General features: G+C 70.4%; 15 protein-coding genes. 6 read left to right on the top strand and 9 right to left on the bottom strand.

Annotated elements, in window-relative coordinates; all coding sequences use genetic code 11:
• Window positions 1-34: 34 nt before the first annotated feature.
• The 7 genes from ACH4VX_RS27140 to ACH4VX_RS27170 all read right to left on the bottom strand — a co-directional run bounded on the left by ACH4VX_RS27140 (window position 35) and on the right by ACH4VX_RS27170 (window position 8,915).
• A complete protein-coding gene (locus ACH4VX_RS27140) occupies window positions 35-487 on the bottom strand; it encodes a phospholipase (protein WP_398370877.1) in 453 nt (150 codons plus the stop codon).
• A 143-nt stretch (window positions 488-630) separates the two neighbouring features.
• Window positions 631-1,224, bottom strand: coding sequence for a sugar O-acetyltransferase (locus ACH4VX_RS27145; protein ID WP_398371005.1), 594 nt, complete (start codon window positions 1,222-1,224; stop codon window positions 631-633).
• A 114-nt stretch (window positions 1,225-1,338) separates the two neighbouring features.
• Window positions 1,339-3,378, bottom strand: coding sequence for an RICIN domain-containing protein (locus ACH4VX_RS27150; RefSeq protein ID WP_398370878.1), 2,040 nt, complete (start codon window positions 3,376-3,378; stop codon window positions 1,339-1,341).
• A 121-nt stretch (window positions 3,379-3,499) separates the two neighbouring features.
• Entirely contained in the window at window positions 3,500-5,536 is a 2,037-nt protein-coding gene (locus ACH4VX_RS27155) for a beta-galactosidase (RefSeq protein ID WP_398370880.1), read from the bottom strand.
• Window positions 5,537-5,609: 73 nt separating this feature from the next.
• On the bottom strand, window positions 5,610-6,947 hold the full coding sequence (locus ACH4VX_RS27160) for an ABC transporter substrate-binding protein (protein WP_398370881.1): 1,338 nt from the start codon (window positions 6,945-6,947) through the stop codon (window positions 5,610-5,612).
• A gap of 89 nt (window positions 6,948-7,036) precedes the next feature.
• On the bottom strand, window positions 7,037-7,984 hold the full coding sequence (locus tag ACH4VX_RS27165) for a carbohydrate ABC transporter permease (protein ID WP_398370883.1): 948 nt from the start codon (window positions 7,982-7,984) through the stop codon (window positions 7,037-7,039).
• Between the two features lie 4 nt (window positions 7,985-7,988).
• Window positions 7,989-8,915, bottom strand: a complete 927-nt coding sequence (locus tag ACH4VX_RS27170) for a carbohydrate ABC transporter permease (RefSeq protein WP_398370885.1) — start codon at window positions 8,913-8,915, stop codon at window positions 7,989-7,991.
• A 353-nt stretch (window positions 8,916-9,268) separates the two neighbouring features.
• Here ACH4VX_RS27170 and ACH4VX_RS27175 point away from each other — a divergent pair, with 353 nt between their 5' ends.
• From ACH4VX_RS27175 to ACH4VX_RS27185, 3 genes are all read left to right on the top strand, one after another.
• Entirely contained in the window at window positions 9,269-10,264 is a 996-nt protein-coding gene (locus ACH4VX_RS27175) for a LacI family DNA-binding transcriptional regulator (protein WP_398371007.1), read from the top strand.
• 46 nt (window positions 10,265-10,310) lie between these two features.
• The gene (locus ACH4VX_RS27180) at window positions 10,311-10,574 is read left to right on the top strand and encodes an SAM-dependent methyltransferase (RefSeq protein ID WP_398371009.1); all 264 of its coding nucleotides are present in this window, start codon (window positions 10,311-10,313) and stop codon (window positions 10,572-10,574) included.
• A gap of 103 nt (window positions 10,575-10,677) precedes the next feature.
• Window positions 10,678-11,439: a sulfite exporter TauE/SafE family protein gene (locus tag ACH4VX_RS27185; RefSeq protein WP_398370886.1), complete on the top strand. Its 762-nt coding sequence runs from the start codon at window positions 10,678-10,680 to the stop codon at window positions 11,437-11,439.
• Window positions 11,440-11,445: 6 nt separating this feature from the next.
• On the opposite strand, the gene ACH4VX_RS27190 is transcribed toward ACH4VX_RS27185, so the two are convergent.
• Entirely contained in the window at window positions 11,446-12,240 is a 795-nt protein-coding gene (locus ACH4VX_RS27190; RefSeq protein WP_398370887.1) for an SDR family NAD(P)-dependent oxidoreductase, read from the bottom strand.
• Window positions 12,241-12,439: 199 nt separating this feature from the next.
• Between ACH4VX_RS27190 and ppk2 the strand changes: the two genes are divergently transcribed.
• A complete protein-coding gene (gene ppk2 / locus ACH4VX_RS27195; protein ID WP_398370889.1) occupies window positions 12,440-13,438 on the top strand; it encodes a polyphosphate kinase 2 in 999 nt (332 codons plus the stop codon).
• Window positions 13,439-13,443: 5 nt separating this feature from the next.
• On the opposite strand, the gene yicI is transcribed toward ppk2, so the two are convergent.
• A complete protein-coding gene (gene yicI / locus ACH4VX_RS27200; RefSeq protein ID WP_398370891.1) occupies window positions 13,444-15,714 on the bottom strand; it encodes an alpha-xylosidase in 2,271 nt (756 codons plus the stop codon).
• 293 nt (window positions 15,715-16,007) lie between these two features.
• Between yicI and ACH4VX_RS27205 the strand changes: the two genes are divergently transcribed.
• Window positions 16,008-17,267, top strand: a complete 1,260-nt coding sequence (locus tag ACH4VX_RS27205) for an ABC transporter substrate-binding protein (protein WP_398370892.1) — start codon at window positions 16,008-16,010, stop codon at window positions 17,265-17,267.
• 11 nt (window positions 17,268-17,278) lie between these two features.
• Window positions 17,279-18,232 (top strand): carbohydrate ABC transporter permease, encoded by a 954-nt coding sequence (locus ACH4VX_RS27210; protein ID WP_398370894.1) that lies wholly within the window; start codon window positions 17,279-17,281, stop codon window positions 18,230-18,232.
• Window positions 18,233-18,234: the final 2 nt, after the last annotated feature.

Here is an 18,234-nt window from a genome sequence, read left to right on the forward strand (position 1 = left end):
CCCGCCGCCGGCCGTCCCACGGCGGGCGGCGGGCTCAGCCGAAGACCTTGACGGCCTGGTAGTACGTCCACGCGGTGCTGTTGCAGGCGGTCTTCGTGGCGCCGCTGTAACTGTTGCAGACGCGCTTGAGGTCTTCGTGGAAGGCGCTGTCGATCCGTGCCTTGTTGGCGCTGAACGTGCCCGCGGCCTTGTGGTTGCGGTAGCCGAAGTCATGGCGGGCGCAGGCGGTCGAGAACGGGAAGCCGAAGGGATTGTCCGGGGAAGTGGAGCAGTAGTCGGTGGACCAGTCGAACCGGTAGGCGGACCAGGCGGACCGGTCGGCGCGGGCCGCGGTCCAGGAGTTGTGGCTCGATGCGCTGGTCTGCGTCCAGCTCGCGAGGACCTGGGGTTTGTCGGCGGGTACGGCGTCGGCGGCTGTGGCGGTGCCGAGGACACTGACCAGGGCCAGGGCCGGGGCGGCGAGTGCGGTGGCGAGTCTCCGGTGCATCTCACACCTCCATGGGGCTGCGGCCCGACCACCGGGCCGCAGGTACATGTCAAACAATGCCCCGGTGGTCCCTCCCCTCACACCACATCCAGTGGACGAACAGGTGACCCTTCGGGTGAGCGGGTCCCGGCGCCGGGACCCGCTCAGCTCCGCGCGGTACGCGGCGGCCGGTAGCTCCAGTCCCGGTCCGCGTCGGTGATCGGCCGCAGGACGCGGGCCGGGGTTCCGGCGACGACGGTCATCGGCGGCACGTCGGCGGTCACCACACTGCCCGCGCCGACGACCGAGCCCCGCCCGACGGTCACCCCGGGCAGGATCACCGCGCCGGCCCCGACCCACACGTCGTCCTCGATGCGCACCGGCGCCGAGAACTGGCTGCCGTCCCGGCGCAGTTCCGGGTGGACGGGATGACCGGTGGTGCTGATGGTCACATGGGGCGCGAACATCACGCGGTCGCCGACGAAGACCTCGACGTCGTCGACCAGGGTGAGGCCGAAGTTGACGTACACGTCGTCGCCGAGGTGCACATGACGGCCGTAGGCGACGTACAGCGGGGGCTCGATCCACACGCCCCGGCCCACCGCGCCGAGCAGTTCGCCCAGCAGGGCGCGGCGGGCCTCCTCGTCGCGCGGTCCGGTGCCGTTGTACTCGGCGGCGAGCTCCTTGCCGCGCAGCCGCTCCTCCTCCAGGCGTTCGAGGCCGGGCGCCGAGTCGGTGTACAGCTCGTGGGCCGCCATGCGGCGGCGTACCTCGCGCTCGGCGTCGTCGTGTGCCACTGGTTCTCCATGGGTGTCGTGGAAGCGGCCCGGCCGCACCACCGGGCGGTGGTGCGGCCGGGTGGGACGGATCGGTCAGTCCGTGACGTCCGTGACCGTCCAGCGCTGGTTGGAACCCGAGTTGGGCTGCCACGTCGTGACCGCGGCGCCCTCGTGCGTGGCCTGTCCGCCGACCTCGAGGAGGCGTCCGGTGGCCGCGTTGACCAGGGTCCAGGTGCCGTCGCCCGTGGTCGACATGATCCACTCGGCGGCCGGGTCACGCTTTCCGGTGTCGGGCTCGGCCACCGGCACGTCGTCCCGCACGGCGAGACGCCTGTCGTCCACCGGGCTGGTGAACTCGTAGCGCTCCCGCACGCCGTCGTCGGGACGCACCGCGCTCAGCCGCCACTGCTGGGAGGCGGAGTCGTCGCCGGTACCGATCACGAGGCTCGTGCCGTCGTCCGCGACGGTGACCGCCTTGCCGCTCTGCACACCGGTCAGGGTGTACGTGTGGCCCTTGCGCAGCAGTGAGGCGTCCTTCGCGACGCCGGAGACGCCTTTGACGACGAAGGAGGTCACCGACTGGGCGGGCACGGTGAAGGTGGCCGAGCGGTCGGTGACCTCGATGGCCCCGTGCCGCTCCAGCTTGCCGTCGGCACTGGTCACCACGGGGGTGACGGTCGCGTTCCGGCTGACGGTGCGGAACTTGGACAGGTCGACGGTGACATTGCGCGCCCCGGTGGTGCTGTTGACGTGGACGAGCGAGGCACCCTTGCCGTTCTTCGTCACCGCCGCCGCGCTGGAGGTGTCGTCCACCTTGATCAGCCGGTCGCCCGGCTTGATGAAGTGGGTGAAGTTGCGGGCGGTGTCGAACTTGGTGTTGGTGTGGACGGGGCAGGTCTCGAGGGTGTCCTCGGAGGTGCAGCTGAAGGGGAGCTGGATCTCGCCCCAGTTGCCGCCCCTGGCGGACTCACCGCCGGGCTTCATGTTGTCGTGGTCCTCGACGGGCTGCCAGAACACCCAGGCGCGCGGCTCGAGTTCGCGCAGGTCGTCGACGATGCGCTGGGCGAGGCCGAGACCGGGACGCATGTCCGTGAAGCTCTGTCCGTCGCCCCAGTCGCCCTCGACCTCGCTCATCCACAGCCGCTTGTCCCCGGCCTTGGCGATGTCGCGCACGGTGGTGCGCTGACCGGTGCCGTAGGTGTGGACGTTCAGCTGGTCGACGAGGTCACGCGCCTCGGGCGAGTAGGTGTTCCAGTTCTGCGCGAAGATGGACGGGTTGGTCTCGTCCATCGCGGAGATCTCCGCCCCGGTCTTCGCCTTCTTCAGCGCCGGGGCGAGCGCGTGGAGCACCTTCTCCTGGAGCTCGGGACCGATGTGGGCGCCTTCCTGACGGCCGCCGACGGGTTCGCCGTCCGCGCCGAGGCGGGTGCTCCAGTAGTTGGTGTTCGGCTCGTTGAAGGGGTCGACGGTGTCGACCTTGATGCCGTGCGCCTTCTCCAGCCGCTTGGTGGCGCCCGCCATGTAGGCGGCGAAGTCGTCGACCGCCCCGGTCTTCAGCTGGTCGGTGGTGGCGTCGAACCCACCGGACACATAACCGCTGACGGTCATGAACCAGGGCGGGGAGTTGCTGAAGGTCTCCCAGTGGGTGATGTCCTTCTTGATGCGGTCCACCCACCACCGCTGGGTGGCGTCGGCGTTCTCGTTCCAGTCGGCGGGGTCCTCGGCGTCCCACCAGTCGGTGTCCTCGCGGGTGGTGCCCGCGGGCGCCTTCCACCAGCCCTCGACCGCGCCACCGGCCCGCAGGTAGTCCTTCACGTCGGGGGCGTTGCCGCCGCCGACGTTGTACCGGGCGATGTTCAGGGCGAGGCCGTCGTCGCCGAACAGCAGTTGTGCGAGCTTCTCGCGGATCTGAGGCGGGTAGTCGCCGGTGGCGTTGGCGAACCAGACCAGGCTGGTGCCCCAGCCCTCGAACTCCTCCTGCTGATAGGAGGGGTCGGGCCGGACGGTGACGGAGGGGAGGTCCGCGGCCTGGGCGGCGGACGTCGGCCCGGGGATCAGGGCGGCCCCGGTGGCCAGGGCTGCGGTCAGCCCGGCGGCCGTGAGGAGCCTTCTGTTGCGGGTGCGGCGTGCCATCGGTGTGCTCCCAACATTGAGGTGTGTGGTCGCGCTTCGGTGGACCCTCCCGCCGCACCGGCGGCAGGCGGGAGGGGACGGCCCCCGGAACGGATGCGTGCCGTTCCGGTGAGTGGGGGTGTCAGGCGGGCGGCTGCCGCAGTACGGCGACCGCGCGGGGCCCGAGCGTGAGGGCGCCGTCGGCGCCGGTGGTGCCGACGAGCACCTCCCCGTCGAGGCCGCGCACCACAACGGTGTCGTCCGTCCGGTTCACCAGGAACAGGAACCGTCCCTCGGCGCCCCTGCGTACGACCGGCTCGATCAGCCCCCGTACCTCGGCGGGAAGTTCGCTCTCCACGCCGGCCGGCCCCAGCAGCCGAGGCAGCAGCGAGGTGAGCCCCTCGACACCGAGCCGGGTGGAGACGTACGCGGCGGAACCCCCGCCCGTCGGCCGCCGGGTGACGGCGGGCCTGCCCGACTGCTCGCCGGTGCGGTAGCGGGCCAGGACCTCGGTCCCGGCGTCGGTCACGGTGATCCGGTCGGTCCACAGGGCGCCGGTCGTGCCGTCGTCGAGCTCCACGCCGGCGCCGGCGAGCAGCGGGCCGAACTCCTCGATGCGGATGCCGAGCAGGTCCCGCAGGGCGCCCGGATAGCCGCCGAGCCAGACGTGGTCGTGCTCGTCGACGACACCGGAGAAGTACGTGGTGATCAGGTGGCCGCCCTGTTCGGCGTACCGGGTGAGGGTCTTCGCCAGGTCGGCGGGGACCAGGTGCAGCACGGGGGCGATCAGCACCTGGTGGCGGTGCAGATCGGCCCGGGTGGTGACGAGGTCGGCGCGGACGCCGAGGGCGAGGAGCGCCGAGTACCAGTCGAGCGCCTCCTGCCGGTAGTCGAGCAGGGAGGTGGGGTGGGAGTCCTGCTCGCTCGCCCACCACGACTCCCAGTCGTAGAGGATGCCGACCCGGGCGGGCTCCCGCTCGCTCCCGGCGAGCGGGGCGAGCGTCTTCAGCGTGGCGCCCAGTCCGGCCACCGCGCGGAACAGCTCGCTGTCCGCACCGGCGTGCGGGACCATCGCCGAGTGGTACTTCTCGGCACCCGCCGCCGACTGCCGCCACTGGAAGAAGCACACCGCGTCGGCGCCGTGGGCGACGTGCAGCAGCGAGTCGCGGGCCAGGTCACCGGGGCGCTTGGCCACGTTGACCGGCTGCCAGTTGACGGCGCTGGTGGAGTGCTCCATCAGGAACCAGGGCCGCCCGCCGGAGATGCCGCTGGTGAGATTGGCGGAGAAGGACAGCTCGTCGCGGTCCTGCGGACCGGGGTGGACGTAGTGGTCGTTGGAGACGAAGTCGATCTCGTCGGCCCAGTCGGGGTAGTTCATCCCCTTGGTGTTGCCCATCACCATGAAGTTGGTGGTGACGGGGATGTCCGGGGTGAGCTCCCGCAGGATCTCCCGCTCGGCGCGCAGGTGGTCCCTCAGCGCGTCCGAGGAGAACCGCTTGAAGTCCAGCTGCTGCGTGGGGTTGGGGTGGGAGGCGGCCAGCCGCGGCGGCAGGATCTGCGCCCAGTCGGTGTACCGCTGCGACCAGAAGGCCGTGCCCCAGGCGCTGTTGAGCGCCTCCACCGTGGAGTAGCGGGCGCGCAGCCAGTCCCGGAAGGCGCGGGCCGCGTCGTCGGAGTAGTCGTAGACGTTGTGGCAGCCCAGCTCGTTGTTGACGTGCCAGGCGACGAGCGCCGGATGACCGGCGTAGCGGGTGGCCAGCTCCCGGACCAGGCGCAGCGCGTACCGGCGGAAGACCGGCGAGGTGGGCCGCCAGTGCTGGCGCGCCCCCGGCCACAGCGTCTCGCCGGTGGCCGTGACCGGGAGGATCTCCGGGTGGGCCGTGGTGAGCCAGGGCGGCGGGGAGGCGGTGGCGGTGGCGAGGTCGACTCCGATGCCGCCCCGGTGCAGCAGGTCCAGGACCTCGTCGAGCCAGGCGAAGTCCCAGGTGTCCTCGGCCGGTTGCAACCGGGCCCAGGAGAATATCCCCACGGACACGAGGTTCACGCCGGCCTCGCGCATCAGCCGGACGTCCTCCTCCCACACGGCGCGGGGCCACTGCTCGGGGTTGTAGTCGGCGCCGTAGACGAGACGGGGGGCACCGTCCGCCCCGCCGGTGCGGGACAGGAGGGTGGAGATCATGGCGGTCCTTCCGAGGCGTGGTGCACGGGGGGCGGCGCGGAGTCGCCCGCGCCGCCCTGCGTCTGGTGCCGTCCTACTTCTCGACGGTGAAGCCCTGCTCCTCGGCGTACTTCACCGAGGCGTCCTGCCAGGCCTTCAGACCGTCCGCGAGCGTGGTGTTCGAGACGTAGGCCTTGCCGACCGTGTCGTTGAAGATCGAGTGGGCGTACTGCTGGAACGGCAGGTACGACCAGTCGCTGGCGACGTTCGCGGCGGACTCGGCGAAGATCTTGTTCGCCTCCTGGCCGCCGAGGTAGTCGAACTTGGTGTTCTGGAAGTCGGCGGACTGCAGTTCCGCCTTGGTGGCCGGGAAGGCGCCCTGCTCGACGCGGGTCCGGACGCCGTCACCGGAGTTCGCGTACTCCACGAAGGCGTAGGCGAGTTCCTTGTTCTTGCCGAGCGAGGGCAGGGTCAGCGAGCTGCCGCCGTTCTCCGCGCTGGCCTTGTCGCCCTTGGTCCAGGCCGGCATCGGGGCCGCGCGCCAGTCGCCGGCCGCGTTCGGCACGCCGCTGACGAAGTTGGCGGGCATCCAGGCACCGGTGGTCAGGGTGGCGATGGTGCCGTCGCCCAGGCCCTTGTACCACTCGTCGGTCCAGCCGTGGACCGGGGCGAGGAGCTTCTCGTCGATGAGCTTCTGCCAGGTGTCCGTGTACTTCTTGGCCTTCGCGTCGCTGAAGTCGATCTTCACGTTGGTGCCGTCGACCTTGTACGGACGCGAACCGGCCTGCCACAGCAGGCTGGTGGTGAAGCCGGCGTCGCCGGCGTCGTTGGCGATGTAGACCTTGGGGTCGGCCTTGTGCAGCTTGCGCGCGGCGTCGACGTACTCGTCCCAGGTGGTCGGGACGGCGATCTTGTACTTGTCGAAGATCTTCTTGTTGTAGAACATCGCCATCGGGCCGGAGTCCATCGGCAGGCCGTAGACCGCCTCGTCCTCGCTCACGGCGTTCCACGGACCGGGCGTGTACGCGGAGGCCAGCTTGTCGGCGCCGAAGGGGGCCAGGTCGGTGAGACCCTTGCCGAGGGCGTACTGGTTCACCGCGAAGTACTCGATCTGCGCGACGTCCGGGACGCCCTTCTCGGCCGAGATCGCGTTCGACAGCGCGGTGTAGTGCTTGTCGCCCGACCGCTCGCCGACGAGGTTGACCTTGACCTTCGGGTACTTCTTCTCGAAATCGGCGGCGACCGTCTTCAGCGTGGGCTCCCAGGACCACACCGTCACCGTGCCGCCCTTCTTCAGGGCCGCCTGGACGTCCGAGGCGGAGACCGCCTTGTCGGCGGAGTCGTCGTCGGAGCCGCCGCAGGCGGTGGCGCCCAGGGCCACGGCGGACAGAAGGGCGATGCCGCGCAGCAGGCGGCCGGTGTTTCTGCGCATGAGGGTGCTTCCACTTCTTCGTGGGTGGGACGGGGGTGAGGGTGGTGGTGCGGAGGGCGGGGCTGAGGGGCGGCCGGGGAGCCGCGCGGTCACTCCTTGACGCTGCCCGCGGCGAGACCCGACTGCCAGTACCTCTGGAGCAGCAGGAACGCGGCGATGAGCGGCAGGATGGTGATCAGCGAACCGGTGATCACCAGGTTGAAGATGACCTCGCCACCGACGGTCTCGGCCTGGGAGTTCCACGTGCTCAGGCCGAGCGTCAGCGGGTACCAGTCCGGGTCCTTGAGCATGACCAGCGGCAGGAAGTAGTTGTTCCAGGTGGCGACCGTGGTGAACAGCAGCACGGTCACGATGCCGGGGGCGAGCAGCGGGAGGGCGACGGTGAAGAAGGTGCGTGCCTCGCCGGCCCCGTCGATGCGGGCGGCCTCGAGGAGCTCGGTGGGAATGGCCTCGGTGGCGAACACCCACATCAGGTACAGGCCGAACGGCGAGACCAGCGAGGGGATGATCACCGCCCACGGGGTGTCGGTCAGCCCCATCTTGCTGAACATCAGGAAGGTGGGCACCGCGAGGGCCGTGCCGGGCACCGCCACCGCGCCGATGACCGTGGCGAAGACGCCGCGCTTGCCGGGGAAGTCGAACTTCGCCAGCGCGTAACCGCCGAGGACCGCGAGGAGGGTGGCCCCGCCGGCGCCCAGCACCACGTACAGCAGGGTGTTCAGCAGCCAGCGCGTGAACACGCCGTCGTGGTAGGTGAACGTGTCGCGGATGTTGTCCCACAGCGCGAAGTCGTCGGCGAACCACACCCCGGACGAGTCGGCCAGACCCGCCTGCGTCTTGGTGGCGTTGATGACCAGCCAGATCAGCGGCACGACGGTGTAGACGACGACCAGGGAGGTCAGCACGGTCAGCAGCACGCTGCGCCTGGGCTTGCCGGCGGAGTGCCTGCGCGTCCCGCGCAGCCGTGGCGCGCCGCGGCCGGGACCGGAGGCCTTGGCGGGTGCGGCCGGGGCGGCGGTGGTGAGAGGGCTGCTCATCGGGTCACGCTCCCTTGCGCATGCCGCGCAGCTGCACGACGTAGGCGATCACCATCGTGATCAGGCCCATGATGATGGCCACCGTCGCGGAGTAGTTGTGCTGCTGGCCGTTGAAGGACAGCGAGTACGTGTAGAAGTTCGGCGTGTAGTCGGTGGTGAGGGCGTTGCGGGCGAGCGGACGCAGGATGTTCGGCTCGTTGAACAGCTGGAAGCTGCCGATGATGGAGAAGATCGTCGCGATGACCAGGGCGCCCCGGATCGCGGGCAGCTTGATCGCGGTGATCACGCGGACCTGTCCGGCGCCGTCGATCTCCGCCGCCTCGTACAGCGAGTTCGGGATGACGCGCAGCGCCGAGTAGAAGATCAGCATGTTGTAACCGACGAACTCCCAGGTGACGATGTTGCCGATGGACGCCAGCACCAGGTCGGGGGAGAGCGGGTCGGGCAGCGAGACGTCGAACGCCCCGTTGATGTCGCCGACCAGGCCGTACTTCGTGCCGTACATGAAGCCCCACATGAGGGTGGCGACCACGGCGGGCACCGCGTACGGCAGGAAGATCGTGATGCGGAAGAAGCCCTTGCCGTAGAGCCGGCCGCTGTCCAGGGCCAGCGCCACCAGCAGCGCGATGCCGAGCATGATCGGCACCTGAATGCACAGGAAGAGCGAGACCCGGCCGAGGGCCGCCCAGAACCGGTCGTCCTGGAGCGCCTGTTCGTAGTTGTCGAAGCCGACGAAGACGGTTCCGCCGATGAGCTGGTCGCGGAAGAGGCTCAAGTAGATCGAATACGCGATCGGCGCCAGGAAGACCAGGGCGAACACGGCCACGAAGGGACCGATGAAGCCCCACCCCGTCCAGGAGCGGCGGTCCCGTCTCGCCGGAGGAGGCGCCGGCCTCGGCTCGGCGTCCACCGGCGGTTGCAGCGTCGTCATGTCGTTCCTCGCTCGTCACCGTTCGGGACCGGCGGCCGCCCGGCGCGTAAGCCGGACGACATGCCCCTGCACATGATGTTTGCGTAAACATCGGTCACCGCGAAGCGCCGCCGAGCTGTTATGTTTACGTAAACATCGGATGGCGGAATGTTTACACTGCCCTCCTGAGGACGGTCAAGGGTCCTCTGGGCAAACGGTGACGCGAGCAGTGACAGGAAGGCGGCTGACGGCGAGTGGACACGGCCGAGAGAACGCCGGCGAACGCAGCCGGCCCCGCCACCGAGGTCATCGAGGCCGCCGCGGCCGGCGGCGGCGCGCGGCGCACCCGGGGCGGCGCCCGGACCACGGCCTCCATGGCCGACGTGGCCCGCCTGGCGGGCGTCTCCTCCCAGACCGTCTCCCGTGTCTCCAACGGCTACGCCGGTGTGAACGAGGAGACGCGCCGGCAGGTGCTGGCCGCGATGAAGGAACTCGGCTACCGGCCCAACAGCGCGGCCCGCGCCCTCAAGCGCGGCGAGTTCCGCACCATCGGCGTCATCATCTTCACCCTGTCCACCACCGGCAACGTCCGCACCCTGGAGGCGATCGCCACCTCCGCCGCGCGTGAGGGCTACGCCGTGACGCTGCTGCCGGTCGCCGTGCCGACGCAGGACGAGGTGCGCGGGGCGTTCTCCCGGCTCGAGGAACTCGCCGTCGACGCCGTCATCGTCATCATGGAGGTCCACCTCCTGGACGCTGCGATGATCCAACTCCCCCCGCACGTCCAGGTCGTCGTGGTGGTCGACTCCGACGCCGGCGACCATTACACGGTCGTCGACACCGACCAGGCGGGCGGCACCCGCGCCGCCGTCGAGCATCTGCTCGGCCTCGGCCACCGTACGGTGTGGCATCTCGGCGGCCCCGAGGACTCGTTCGCCGCCCAGCGCCGTACGGACGCCTGGCACGCCGCCCTCACCGAGGCCGGCCGGGTGCCTCCGCCCCTCGTCCGGGGCGACTGGTCGGCGGACTCCGGCTACCGGGCCGGCCTCGAACTCGCGGCCCGTCAGGAGTGCACGGCCGTCTTCGCCGCCAACGACCAGATGGCGCTTGGCCTGTTGCGCGCCCTGCACGAACGCGGCCGGCGCGTACCGGAGGACGTCAGTGTCGTCGGCTTCGACGACATCCCCGAGGCGTCCTCCTTCCTGCCCCCGCTGACCACCCTCCACCAGGACTTCGCCGAGGTGGGGCGGCTCTGTGTGCAGGCGGTGCTGAGCAAGGTGCGCCAGGACGGCCCCGAGCGGGGCACCACGCTCGTGCCGACCCGGCTGGTGCGGCGCGCCAGCACGGCACCGCCACCGGAAGCCACCTGACGGTCGAACTCCCTTTCCTCACAGACCGGTCGGCGTGCGAGGCTTGGTGATCGTCGGGCACGTTCGAACCACTCCCTCGTGCTGTCGCACGCCGCCCGGCCTCCACTCCGAGCCGGCCGGGCGGGTCACGGCCGAGTACGCCCGCGTCGGCGTCCGCCCGGGCTTTCGCGCCCGCGCCGAGGTCGCCCGCTTCTTCGACGGCCCGGACCTCGTCGACCCCGGCCCGGTGACCGCGCCGGGGTGGTTCCGGACGGACCCGGCGCCGTCGCCCGAACGCGGGTGTGGCGAGGCTCTCCCGACCCTTCGGTGATCGCCGAAGGGCACGCGGGCTAGCGTCATCCCATGAACGTTTCTTCGGGCCCCGGACCGCACCGGCCGTCACCGGGCGGCGACGACGCGACCGGAGCCACGGCGTGACACCGCCGGAGATGCTCGGCGTCTTCGCGGCGGGTGTCGGCGCCGGCGCCATGAACGCGGTCGTCGGCTCGGGGACGCTGGTCACCTTTCCCGTGCTGCTCGCCACCGGGCTGTCCCCGGTCACCGCTACGGTCTCCAACGCGCTCGGACTGATCCCAGGCTCCGTCAGCGGCGCCATCGGCTACCGCAGGGAACTCGCCGGCCAGGGCCGACGCGTCCGCAAGTTCGGCGTCGGCGCCGCGCTGGGCGGGCTCTGCGGCGCGACGCTCCTGCTGACCCTGCCCGCCGAGGCGTTCGAGACCATCGTGCCGACCCTGGTGGGGCTCGCCCTCGTCCTGGTCGCGTTCCAGCCCCTGATCGGCAAGAAGGTGCGCAGCCGCCGCGCGAAGGGACACTCCTCCCGCCGCGACGGCGGATGGCCGCTGTCCGCCGGGCTGACCCTGGCCAGCGTCTACGGCGGCTACTTCTCCGCCGCGCAGGGCATCATCTACATATCCCTGATGGGCCTGCTCATCGACGAGCCGCTGCAACGCCTCAACGCCGTCAAGAACGTGCTCGCGGCGATCGTCAACACGGTCGCCGCGGCCTTCTTCCTCTTCGTCGCCGACTTCGACTGGACGGCCGTCGCGCTCATCGCGGCCGGATCCGCCCTGGGCGGCCAGCTGGGAGCGAGAACCGGCCGCAGGTTCAGCCCCGCGGTGCTGCGCGCCCTCATCGTCACGATCGGCACCCTCGCCCTCGTCCAGCTGCTCCGCTGACCGCTCTCAGGGCAGGATCGCGTCCACGTAGCCGCCGTCGACGCGCACGGCCCCGCCGGTCGTCGCGGAGGCCTGCTCCGAGCTGAGGTAGACGACCATGTGGGCGATCTCCTCCGGCTCGATCAGCCGCTGCAGCAGCGACTGCGGCCGGTGCTCGCGCATGAAGGAACGCTGCGCCTCGTCCCACGGGAGCTCGCGGTCGACCAGTTCGTAGATGAAGTCCTCCACTCCGCCGGTGTGGGTCGGCCCCGCGATGACCGAGTTCACCGTGACACCCGTGCCCGCGGCCTGCTTGGCGAACCCGCGGCCCACGGCGAGCAGCGCCGTCTTGGACATCCCGTAGTGGATCATCTCGGCGGGCGTGACGATCGCCGAGTCGCTGGCGATGTACTGGATGCGCCCCCAGCCGCGCTCGCACATGCCCGGCAGGAAGAGCCGGGTCAGCCGCACGGCGGCCAGGACGTTCACTTCGAAGTAGCGCCGCCACTCCTCGTCGGTGATCTCCAGCGGATCCGCGGAACCGAAGATGCCGAGGTTGTTGACGAGGATGTCCACCCGCGGCAGGGCCGCGGCGACCTGCTCGGCGCCCGCCTCGGTGGTCACGTCCGCCGCGACCGGCACCACGTCGGCACCGGGCACCTCCCGCTCGAGGGCGGCGGCACTGTCCCGTACGCGCTCGGTGGAGCGCCCGTTGACCGCGACCCGGGCGCCCGCCCGCGCCAGCCCGGTGGCGATCGCCGCACCGATGCCCTGCGTGGAGCCGGTGACCAGCGCCGTACGGCCCTTCAGATCGATCTGCATGTCGTGCGTCCCCTTCGCCTGGGTACCAGTGCCCGCATGCGATGCCCGAACACGGACAGAAGGCGCTGCCCGCGCGTCGGTAGCCCGCGCACGCGCTCCGCCTGGTCCTGCTCCTTCCCCGGACCCGCGGCCGAATCACCGCAAATCGTCCGGCGGGCATACGCTTCTTGTAGCGCACTCGAAAGAGGCGGGAGGCGACGTGACGGCCGAACACGCGGACGCGCCGGACGACCGGACCAGGGCCGGGACCGGCGGGAACGGCGACGATCTGCTCCACGGGCTGGAGGTGGACGACCGGCGCCCGGAGCGGCCCGTGCTGCTCGACGCCGACGGCACCCCGATCGAGACCTGGAGGGAGAACCACCCCTACGACCGCAGGATCCGCCGGGCGGAGTACGACAGGACCAAGCGCATCCTGCAGATCGAGCTGCTGAAGGTGCAGCGGTGGGTCAAGGACACCGGTCAGCGCGTCGTGGTGATCTGCGAGGGGCGGGACGCGGCAGGCAAGGGCGGCACCATCCAGCGGTTCATGGAACGCCTCAACCCCCGTGGTGCCCGCGTGGTCGCCCTGGAGAAGCCGACCGAGCGGGAGTCGGGGCAGTGGTATTTCCAGCGCTATGTGGCCCACCTGCCGGCCCGCGGCGAGATCGTCTTCTTCGACCGCTCCTGGTACAACCGCGCGGGCGTCGAGCGGGTCATGGGGTTCTGCACGGACGCCGAGTACCGCCAGTTCCTCGAACAGACGCCGATGTTCGAGCGGCTGCTCACCGACGACGGCATCATGCTGGTGAAGTTCTGGTTCTCCGTGTCCCGGGCCGAGCAGCGGACCCGGTTCGCGATCCGCCAGGTCGATCCGGTACGCCGCTGGAAGCTGTCGCCGATGGACCTCGCCTCGCTCGACCGCTGGGACGACTACACCGAGGCCAAGATCGAGATGTTCCGGGCGACGGACACGCCCCACGCGCCGTGGACGGTCGTGAAGAACAACGACAAGCGGCGGGGCCGGCTCGAGGCCATGCGCAGCCTCCTCGACCGCTGCGACTATCCGGCGAAGGACCACGGGGCCCTGGGCAAGCCGGACCCGCTGATCGTGGGCTCGGCGGACACCCTGCTGGAGGCCGGTGAGGAACCAGCGGTCCTCTCACCGACCCCCCTCGCGGGTCCCGGGGACGGCCCGGGCAGTCACCCGGACATGTGACCCCGTCACACCAGCGGCAGCGTCACCTCACCCGTGCCCCGCGCCTCCGCCCCGCCGGCCACGCGCACCGTGAACGGGCGGTCGGTCCCGGACGCGGTGACCCGCAGGACGTCGCCGTCCCGCCGGACCCGGAACGTCGCGGCCGCGAGTCCCGCCGTGTCCGGCACGGTGACCTCGGCCGCGTAGTCGGTCGCGGCCGGGGGGTGCGCGAGCAGCACCGGAGCGTCCAGCCAGTCGCCGTCGGGCCGGGAGTCGTCGCCGGCCAGCGGCAGCACGGCGCCCTCACGGACGTAGAGCGGAAGGCTGTCGTAGCCGTGCCGCTCGGTGCGCCAGCACGGGCCGGTGACCCGCTCGCCGCTCAGCAGATGGGTCCAGGTGCCCTCGGGCAGATAGACCTCCACCTCGCCGTCCTCGCTGAACACCGGCGCGACCAGCAGGTCGGGGCCCAGCATGTACTGGCGGTCGAGCGGGCGGCAGGCCGGGTCGTGCGGGAACTCCAGCACCATGGGCCGCATCATCGGGACGCCCGTGCGGTGGGCCTCGGCGGCGGTGCCGTACAGGTACGGCATCAGGCGGTGCTTGAGCAGGGTGAACCGCCGGGCGACGTCGACCGCCTCGTCGCCGAACTCCCACGGCACCCGGTACGACGTGGAGCCGTGCAGCCGGCTGTGGGAGGAGAGCAGACCGAAGGCGAGCCAGCGCTTGAACACCTCGGGGACGGGCGTGCCCTCGAAGCCGCCGATGTCGTGGCTCCAGAAGCCGAACCCGCTCAGCGACAGGGACAGACCGCCGCGCAGCGACTCGGCCATCGCCTCGAAGGACGACCAGCAGTCGCCGCCCCAGTGCACCGGGTACTGCTGGCCGCCGGCGGTCGCGGACCGGGCGAAGAGCACGGCCTCACCCTGCCCGCGCTCCTTCTCCAGGAGCTCGAACACGGTCCGGTTGTACAGGTGCGTGTAGTAGTTGTGCATCCGCTCGGGGTCGGAGCCGTCGTGCCAGACGACATCGGTGGGGATGCGCTCGCCGAAGTCCGTCTTGAAGCTGTCCACTCCCTGGTCGAGCAGCGCCTTGAGCTTCGACTGGAACCAGGCGCGGGCGTCGGGACTGGTGAAGTCGACCAGGCCCATGCCGGCCTGCCACAGGTCCCACTGCCACACGTCGCCGTCCGGGCGGCGCACCAGATGCCCGAGGGCCGCGGCCTCGTCGAAGAGCGGGGACTTCTGGGCGATGTACGGGTTGATCCAGACGCTGATCCGCAGACCCTTCTCCTTGAGCCGGGCCAGCATGCCCTCCGGGTCGGGGAAGACGTCCGGGTCCCACTGGAAGTCGCACCACTGGTACTCGCGCATCCAGAAGCAGTCGAAGTGGAACACGGACAGCGGGATGCCGCGCTCGGCCATGCCGTCGACGAACGAGGTCACCGTCGCCTCGTCGTACGACGTGGTGAAGGAGGTACTGAGCCACAGGCCGAACGACCAGGCCGGGGGCAGGGCCGGGCGCCCGGTGAGGGCCGTGTAGCGGCCGAGGACGTCCTTCGGGGTGGGTCCCGCGACGACGTAGTACTCCAGCGCCTGGTCCTCGACGCTGAACTGGACCTGCCCGACGGACTCGGAGCCGACCTCGAAGGAGACGGCGCCGGGGTGGTTGACGAAGACGCCGTAGCCGCGGGAGGAGAGGTAGAACGGGATGTTCTTGTAGGCCTGCTCGCTGCTCGTGCCGCCGTCGGCCTGCCAGACGTCGACGGTCTGGCCGTTCTTGACGAACGGGGTGAAGCGCTCGCCCAGGCCGTAGATCTGCTCGCCGACACCGAGGGACAGCCGGCTCAGCACATGGTGGGCCCCCTCGTCGGTGGTGGCGAAGGCGGTGCTCTTGGCGCCGGCGCGGGTCAGTTCGTGTCCGTCCGCGTCGTGGAAGGTGAGCGCGAAGGGGCCGGTCCCGTCCAGGCGCAGGGTCAGGGGACCGCTGGTCAGCTCGGTGACGGTGCCGTCCCGGCACACCGCCCCCGCGCCGTCCGCGTCCCCGGTGAGGGCGAAGTCGGGGCCCGGCCGGTACTTGCCCGCGTGATGGGTGACCCGCACGCCGATCACACCCTCGGCGGGGGAGAAGCACTCGACCGTGATCAGCGGCGCGTTGAGGGTGTCGCCCCTGCGTGTCACTTTCTTCACGGCGGCGTAGCCGGTGAAGCGCTTCGATTCCGGGCGCACATCGCGAACTTCGGTAGCGTACGAGATCTGGACACCGTCACGGATGCGCCAGAAGCCGTCAGTGAATTTCATGGTCTTCCTCGGAGGGGGAGGGCGGCAGAGGCCCGGAAGGAAGCCTCTGACCAGGAACTATGACAGGAGACGTGGAACCTGTCACGACTTGGCGCAAGCAGATCGTATCGCTGGGGGTCTAGCGCGACCGGCTTCCGCTGGCGTATTAGTAATCAGGCAAAACAAATTACACCCGGTGCAGCGCCAGGCAACACCTCGGCGGGAGCCGCCACCAGTCGAAGCGCTTCACCAGTCTCCTGAAAGAGTCACCAGCTCAGCGCACGTTGAGCCGGTCCCACGCAAGGGCACCCACCGTGACAGCACATCCTCCGGTTGCCGCACACCGCGCGCGCGGACGTTCGCGCGGAGCCGTCACGTCGTTCGCAGCCGTCTCCGTCCTCATCGCCGGAGCGGCGCTGACCGGCTGCGCACAGCAGCGCGACAGCGACGTGTACACCGTGATGAACTCCTCGACCGACGAGACCTACCACCGCTGGGACGCCGAGGCGATGGCCCGCTGCGGCAAGCAGCTGGGCGTCACCGTCGAGCAGCAGAGCGTCCCCGCCTCGCAGGTGATGACGAAGGCCCTGCGCATGGCCTCGTCGAAGTCGCTGCCGGACATCGTGCAGTTCGACGCCTCCGAGATGCCGACCTTCGCCGACGCCGGCGGGCTCGTCGACCTGCGCACCCTGGGCCTCGCCACCGACGACGTCCCCGAGGGCATCGTCGACTTCGGCTCCTACCAGGGCACGTACTACGGCGCGGCCCGCTCCGTGAACACCCTCGCGCTCTTCTACAACAAGGACATCCTGGACGAGGCGGGCGTACGGGTGCCCACCACCTGGGACGAACTGCGCCGGACGGCGAAGGAACTCACCGAGGGCAACCGGTACGGCCTGGCGCTGAGCGCGGGCGGCGCCGAGGACGGCGTCTTCCAGTTCACTCCGTTCATGTGGTCCAACGGCGGTGACGAGACGGATCTCGACAGCCCTCAGGTCGTCGAGGCACTCGACTACTGGAAGGCGCTGCTCCAGGACGGGTCGCTGTCCAAGTCCACGGTCAACTGGACACAGGCCGATGTGAACGACCAGTTCATGGCCGGGAACGCCGCGATGATGATCAACGGTCCGTGGCAGGTCGAGACCCTCAACACCAAGAAGTCGCTGCACTGGGAGATCGCGCAGATCCCCGTCCCCGAGGCGGGCGCCGACTCGGTGGGACCGCTCGGCGGCGCCGTGCTCACCGTGCCCCGCACCGGCGACACGGAGCGCGAGAAGACGGCCGGCCGGATCGTCGACTGTCTGGCGAGCGAGAAGGAACAGCTCACCTACGCCCTGAACAGCTGGATGGTCCCGGCCAACGAGAAGGCCGCCGCGAAGTGGCGCGAGGAGGTGCCCGAGCTGGACGCGCTGGCCGACCAGGTCGCCGCCGCCCGGTCCCGCACCGCCGAGCTCGGCGCCGGCTGGTCGGGCGTGTCGCTCGCCCTGCAGAGCGCCTTCCAGTCCGCCCTGACCGGCCAGTCCAGCGAAACCGCCCTGCAGCGCGCCCAGCAGCGCGCCACGAGCGGGAACTGAGGTACGCGCCCATGACCACCTCCACCGTCACCGCTCCGGGGTCCGCGAAGACCCCCGGGAAGGCCACCGCGCCGGACCCGGCCCGGCAGCGCCTGCGCCGCAGACTCGCCCGGTGGGGCTTCGTCGCCCCCGCCGTCGCCTTCATGCTGCTGTTCTTCGGCTACCCGCTCGTCCGCAACATCGTGATGAGCTTCCAGCACTACACGCCGAAGACGTTCTTCACCGGCGAGGCCCCCTTCAACGGCGCCGACAACTGGGCGTCCGTCTTCCAGGACGTCCTGTTCGGCAAGGCCCTGTGGCACACCCTCGTCTTCACCGCCGGCTCCCTGCTCGGCCAGTTCTGCATCGGCCTCGCCCTCGCCGTCTTCTTCAACCGCAGGTTCCCCCTGAACGGCGTCCTGCGGTCGCTGATCCTGCTGCCCTGGCTGGTGCCCATGGTGGTGTCCGGCATCGTGTGGCGCCGCATCCTCGACCAGGACACCGGCGTACTCAACACGTTCCTGGACACCCTGGGCCTGGGCGGTCAGACCCCGTGGCTGACCAGTCCCGACATGGCGCTGCTCTCGGTGATCCTGGTCAACATCTGGATCGGCATCCCGTTCAACATGGTCATCCTGTACGGCGGCCTCCAGGAGATCCCCAAGGAGCTGTACGAGGCGGCCGCCCTGGACGGCGCCTCGGGCTGGCGGACCTTCCGCTCCATCACCCTGCCGATGCTCAAGCCGGTGGTCACGGTCGTCCTGGTGCTGGGCTTCATGTCGACGGTCAAGATCCTCGACCTGATCCTCGCCCTCACCGACGGCGGCCCCGCCGACGCCACCCAGACCCTGGGCACGCTCACCTACCAGAACTCCTTCGTGGAGCTGGACTTCGGCGCCGGCGCGGTCGTCGGCAACGTCCTCATTCTCATCTCCGCGCTGTTCGCGGTGTTCTACCTGCGGGCCAACCGCACCGAGGGGAAGTGACC

The sequence above is a fragment of the Streptomyces sp. NPDC020731 genome, from assembly GCF_044334705.1.
Classification (GTDB): domain Bacteria; phylum Actinomycetota; class Actinomycetes; order Streptomycetales; family Streptomycetaceae; genus Streptomyces.

What these genes read in the sequence shown, in the direction of transcription:
- ACH4VX_RS27150 (WP_398370878.1), bottom strand. Translation starts at nt 3,378, where the DNA reads ATGGCACGCCGCACCCGCAACAGAAGGCTCCTCACGGCCGCCGGGCTG.
- ACH4VX_RS27140 (WP_398370877.1), bottom strand. Translation starts at nt 487, where the DNA reads ATGCACCGGAGACTCGCCACCGCACTCGCCGCCCCGGCCCTGGCCCTG.
- ACH4VX_RS27170 (WP_398370885.1), bottom strand. Translation starts at nt 8,915, where the DNA reads ATGACGACGCTGCAACCGCCGGTGGACGCCGAGCCGAGGCCGGCGCCT.
- ACH4VX_RS27160 (WP_398370881.1), bottom strand. Translation starts at nt 6,947, where the DNA reads ATGCGCAGAAACACCGGCCGCCTGCTGCGCGGCATCGCCCTTCTGTCC.
- ACH4VX_RS27145 (WP_398371005.1), bottom strand. Translation starts at nt 1,224, where the DNA reads ATGGCGGCCCACGAGCTGTACACCGACTCGGCGCCCGGCCTCGAACGC.
- ACH4VX_RS27175 (WP_398371007.1), top strand. Translation starts at nt 9,269, where the DNA reads ATGGCCGACGTGGCCCGCCTGGCGGGCGTCTCCTCCCAGACCGTCTCC.
- ACH4VX_RS27190 (WP_398370887.1), bottom strand. Translation starts at nt 12,240, where the DNA reads ATGCAGATCGATCTGAAGGGCCGTACGGCGCTGGTCACCGGCTCCACG.
- yicI (WP_398370891.1), bottom strand. Translation starts at nt 15,714, where the DNA reads ATGAAATTCACTGACGGCTTCTGGCGCATCCGTGACGGTGTCCAGATC.
- ACH4VX_RS27155 (WP_398370880.1), bottom strand. Translation starts at nt 5,536, where the DNA reads ATGATCTCCACCCTCCTGTCCCGCACCGGCGGGGCGGACGGTGCCCCC.
- ACH4VX_RS27165 (WP_398370883.1), bottom strand. Translation starts at nt 7,984, where the DNA reads ATGAGCAGCCCTCTCACCACCGCCGCCCCGGCCGCACCCGCCAAGGCC.
- ACH4VX_RS27210 (WP_398370894.1), top strand. Translation starts at nt 17,279, where the DNA reads ATGACCACCTCCACCGTCACCGCTCCGGGGTCCGCGAAGACCCCCGGG.